The organism is Bradyrhizobium sp. MI1.7 (assembly GCF_055811795.1).
Map to the genome: position 1 here is coordinate 1 of NZ_JBVVPO010000163.1, position 4,146 is coordinate 4,146.

The 4,146-nt window shown below is 59.0% G+C and carries 6 protein-coding genes; 5 read left to right on the forward strand and 1 reads right to left on the reverse strand.

Translation table 11 applies throughout. The features are described from left to right. The first annotated feature begins 69 nt into the window (after positions 1–69). Positions 70–507 (forward strand): hypothetical protein, encoded by a 438-nt coding sequence (locus AC0L3X_RS46595; RefSeq protein WP_473317551.1) that lies wholly within the window; start codon positions 70–72, stop codon positions 505–507. An 83-nt stretch (positions 508–590) separates the two neighbouring features. Here AC0L3X_RS46595 and ku read toward each other — a convergent pair whose 3' ends face one another. Then, on the reverse strand, positions 591–1,526 hold the full coding sequence (gene ku / locus AC0L3X_RS46600) for a non-homologous end joining protein Ku (protein WP_473317552.1): 936 nt from the start codon (positions 1,524–1,526) through the stop codon (positions 591–593). A 166-nt stretch (positions 1,527–1,692) separates the two neighbouring features. Between ku and AC0L3X_RS46605 the strand changes: the two genes are divergently transcribed. The 4 genes from AC0L3X_RS46605 to AC0L3X_RS46620 all read left to right on the forward strand — a co-directional run bounded on the left by AC0L3X_RS46605 (position 1,693) and on the right by AC0L3X_RS46620 (position 3,669). Next, positions 1,693–2,070 carry a hypothetical protein gene (locus tag AC0L3X_RS46605; protein ID WP_473317553.1) on the forward strand — a complete coding sequence of 126 codons (378 nt, stop codon included), beginning with the start codon at positions 1,693–1,695 and terminating at the stop codon, positions 2,068–2,070. 22 nt (positions 2,071–2,092) lie between these two features. Further along, positions 2,093–2,542, forward strand: coding sequence for a hypothetical protein (locus tag AC0L3X_RS46610; protein ID WP_473317554.1), 450 nt, complete (start codon positions 2,093–2,095; stop codon positions 2,540–2,542). A 2-nt stretch (positions 2,543–2,544) separates the two neighbouring features. Further along, positions 2,545–3,273, forward strand: a complete 729-nt coding sequence (locus AC0L3X_RS46615; RefSeq protein WP_473317555.1) for an SOS response-associated peptidase — start codon at positions 2,545–2,547, stop codon at positions 3,271–3,273. 123 nt (positions 3,274–3,396) lie between these two features. After that, positions 3,397–3,669, forward strand: coding sequence for a hypothetical protein (locus AC0L3X_RS46620; RefSeq protein WP_473317556.1), 273 nt, complete (start codon positions 3,397–3,399; stop codon positions 3,667–3,669). Positions 3,670–4,146 lie beyond the last annotated feature (477 nt).

Genomic DNA, 4,146 nt, shown 5'->3' on the forward strand with positions numbered 1-4,146 from the left:
AGACCAACCTATAGGGGGTCAATTTTGGACGCCGATCCCCCGGCTTAGGGGGTCAATATTGCAGGCCGAATGACAGACAAGATGGCCAACACATTTGAAGTGTTCTTTAAGATTGAAAGTAGTGGACCGTTTGGCCCGTCTTCCTACCGGGCCGGCTATCGCTGCAGTGAGACGGGAAATGCGATTTGTGCTCTGGAGATTCCTGCCTCCATTGCCGAGACCGCGATCCTAAGGGATGCGAAACTCGCGGCCGCGGTAGGGCCGGATGGTCACGTTCGAATCAGCTTATACGGATCTAGTTGCGAAGACGTGGAAGGCGGCCTGCCATCCATCACAGAGCCGATTGACCGGCTCATCGCACAGATCGTTTCGGTCGACAGCTTACAGTTGGAAGAGATTACTTCGGCGGACTTGAGTCCTCTTTTGCAACGGCTCCGCCGTTCGGTAGATCTTGTCCAAGAAGCCATGATGCATCTGTCAAACCGGCACGACCACAATTCAAATTGAGCTGCAAAGCCCCTCGCGACATCTGCTGCGTTTGGAACGAAGGATGCGAAGCAGAGTTCGCTCGACACTCATGAACATAGGCCCTAGGCAGATCGACGTTGCGATTTTGCTGGCTGCTTTTTCGCACCTGTCTCCCTTGCGTGCTTCTTGCCGGCAATAGGCATCAGCATCTCTTTCTGACCGCTTGCAGCCTTGCGCGGCTTCTTGGCCGACTTCTTCGGTGAACTTGTAGTCCCCGTCGACTTCTCCCTCCCGACGCTCTGCCGTAGCGCCTCCATCAGATCGACGACGTTCTCACCCTTTGGTCGCTCCTTGGGGCGGATCATCTTGCCGGCCCGCTTCTGGTTGATCAGTTCGACCAAAGCGCTTTCGTAGTGGTCCTCAAACTTCTTGGGATCGAATGTGCCTGCCTTCTGGTTCACGATGTGCCTGGCGAGATCCAGCATGTCTTTGGTAACTTTGACGTCCTGGATCTCGTCAAAGTACTCCTGTTCGCTGCGCACCTCATAGGGGTAACGCAGCAACGTTCCCACGAGCCCCTTGTCCATCGGCTCAAGCGCAATGATGTGCTCGCGATTGGTCAGTACGACGCGACCGATGGCGACCTTGTTCATTTCACGGATGGTCTCGCGGATCACCGCGAAGGCGTCGTGGCCAACCTTGCCATCTGGACGAAGGTAATAGGGCCGGATCAGGTAGCGTGGGTCGATCTCTGACCTGTCGACGAACTCATCGATTTCGATCGTTCGCGTTGATTCCAACGCGAGCTCTTCGAGCTCCTCCTTCGTCACCTCGATGAACTGCCCCTTCTCCAGTTCATAGCCCTTGACGATGTCTTCGTTGGGCACCTCGTCGCCCGTGTCCTGATCCACCTTGATGTACTTGATGCGGTGGCCCGTCTGCCGGTTGAGCTGATTGAAGGAAATCTTCTCGGACTCTGAGGTCGCTGGGTACAGCGCCACCGGACACGTCACGAGGGACAGACGCAGGAAGCCTTTCCAGTTGGCGCGGGGGGCCATGTACGCAGAACTCCATGTTGGACGGCTTGGACTCAAGACGATCGAAAGCAGCTGGTTCCGACAATGGCAGGGGCAAATAATTCGGCCAGCCTCCTTTGGTCGGACTCGACTTTTGTTCTCTTTATGTTCTAATTCCTTCATGAACGATCGACCTGCGAGTTGGCGAATGCCCACCCGAAAGCAAATGGAAAAGCTAGCCAACTCAATGGGAAAGAAAGCCCCGGGGGAGCGTTCGCTCGCTCCCAAGGACGACATGCCGGACGAGTACTGGCGTGCCCTCCTCGACGATGCCCATGACCAGACAACGGCCCCGGGACGTTCGAGCCCCGGCCAGCGCCTTTGCGAGATTCCGCTGCATGTCCTGCGGGTTTCCTGCCGCAGGTGCGAGCGCATTGTTGAGATCCAGAAAGTAGATGCCGTCCGTCTCTACGGACAACAGGCGAGCTGGAAGGAGGTTGGGCAACGATTATTGGACAACACATGCCAGAACCGAACCGGCCGCTACGAGGAGGACGGTTGCTGGCCGGCCTTCGGGCCGGTTTGATCGATTACCTGCGTCACCCCGGATGGCTCCGAAGCATCACCCGACGCCGCTCTCCGGCGGCGACCGGAAGGCGCTTGGCAAGGAGCTTGGCAAGGCACGCGCGATGACCACCATCTTGGCTGAGCAGTCCACCGCGGCTCGCGCCAAGGGTGAAGCACTGATCGAGCAAGCGGATCGCCTTCTGTGTGAGAGCTGGAATGAGCGCATGTGGGCGAATGGCGAGCCGATCGATCCTTCGCCGGCGATCGATCAGGCGATCAACGGCGGTTATCCTTGGCTGGAGATCGAATGCTCCCGCTGCAAGACCCGACGTGACGTTGATCTGGCTGTATTGCCGCACGCCTCCACAACCTTTGTGCATGACCTGGCCGGCAGGCTCCGGTGCAACAAATGTGCTAAGGCGGGACGCCGTCCTGTGGCGACGCTGCTGCAGCTTGTGCGCCGCCCCCGCCCCGCTCCTTCAGAGACGTGACGATGTGCAATCTCTACTCGATGACCAAGAACGTTGATGCAATACGTCAGCTGTTTGGAGCCTTGAACAGCCGCGTGGGCAACCTGCCAAGCATGCCGGGCATCTTTCCCGACTATCCCGCGCCCATCGTCCGCAACGCGGCAGACGGACGCGAGATCGTGATGGCACGATGGGGAATGCCTTCATCCTCGAAGGCCTTGATGGACGCCACGAAGAAGCGAGCAGAGAAGCTCGAGGCCAAGGGCAAGCAGGTCGACTTCAAGGAGTTGCTCCGGATGGAGCCAGACTCCGGGATAACAAACATCCGCAATACGAAGAGCAGCCACTGGAAGCGATGGCTCGAGCCGGACAATCGCTGCCTGGTGCCCTTCACCAGCTTCAGCGAGTACGACACCATCGATGGGAAGAAGGTCCCTGTCTGGTTCTCCCCAGATGAGAGCCGCCCCCTGCTCGCTTTCGGCGGAATCTGGACCAACTGGACGTCTGTGCGGAAGGCAAAGGAGGGCGAGGTCACGGCCGATGTCTTTGGGTTCCTGACCTGTGATCCCAACGCAGAAGTGAAACGAGTCCATCCGAAGGCGATGCCGGTCATCCTCACAACGGGCGAACAGTACGACATCTGGATGCGCGCTCCTTGGGACGAGGCAAAGGCGTTGCACCGGCCACTCCCGGACGGCGCGTTGAAGATCGTGGCGACCGGCGAGAAGGAAGACCCGGCCGCGGCCTCCTAGTGTTGTGCACAAGAGGGCGGAACACGTGGACAAGATCCAGAGCCGACGATTTCGAATCCCTGCCCTGTGTTACCGCCCGGAACGAGGGCGAGAGACGAGGATTCGTCTCGGTGGAGCGAATTCATGCTGATGTTTAGGGAAAGAGGACCTGCGATCCGCACGCTGCGCGGCTGGGCCATTTTGGTCCTCAACGAGGCCGGAGCCATCAGGGAGTGCGGAGAGCACGGCTGGATGCAAGATCGCGGCGACCCGCACGCTCACGAGCGTGCGTTCGATGTAGCGCGGCAGAATCCACCGGAGGGGTATTCTCCGGAGGCCGCCGCGGTTGCGATCGCCGAAGTCCTGGAATCGATCGGCGATACATGCCCGGAGTGCCCGGCCGAGGAGATCGTCTAAGGTTGCGACAAGCCGACCGCAAATCTTTTGGACATGACAGCTCGGCACTGTCTCCCCGCGCGACGATACGCTCCGTGAACTCCGGTGCCGACGCGATCGGCCTTGGCCCCATATAGTTCGCGCGGAGTGTTCTCACGCATGCCCCGGAGCACCGGACATGCGCAGTGCGGACAACGCGCGGCCCGCCCGCGTTACATCAGATTCGCCGTCGATCGCGAACGCGGCTCGCATCCGGCGTTGAAAGTGCCGATAATCGTGAGGTGGAGGAAACGCAGACGCAATTGAGCAAGTCCTCCATCGCGTTAGGTCGAACGTGGCGACAGTGAGGATCCTGAGAGCGCCAAATCTTGGATGTGCAGACAACCACTTAGCCGCTCTTCGGCGACAGTGCTTTTATCTTGCCTTCCTAATCGGGCGGGCAAAGTCAACTCATTCCTACGCTTTTCTTCGACTCTTCGTACTTCAGCCATTACCGAC

Excerpts from the sequence above, each read along its gene's own strand:
- AC0L3X_RS46620 (WP_473317556.1), top strand. The coding sequence starts at position 3,397 with ATGCTGATGTTTAGGGAAAGAGGACCTGCGATCCGCACGCTGCGCGGC.
- AC0L3X_RS46615 (WP_473317555.1), top strand. The coding sequence starts at position 2,545 with ATGTGCAATCTCTACTCGATGACCAAGAACGTTGATGCAATACGTCAG.
- AC0L3X_RS46595 (WP_473317551.1), top strand. The coding sequence starts at position 70 with ATGACAGACAAGATGGCCAACACATTTGAAGTGTTCTTTAAGATTGAA.
- AC0L3X_RS46610 (WP_473317554.1), top strand. The coding sequence starts at position 2,093 with ATGGCTCCGAAGCATCACCCGACGCCGCTCTCCGGCGGCGACCGGAAG.
- ku (WP_473317552.1), bottom strand. The coding sequence starts at position 1,526 with ATGGCCCCCCGCGCCAACTGGAAAGGCTTCCTGCGTCTGTCCCTCGTG.
- AC0L3X_RS46605 (WP_473317553.1), top strand. The coding sequence starts at position 1,693 with ATGCCCACCCGAAAGCAAATGGAAAAGCTAGCCAACTCAATGGGAAAG.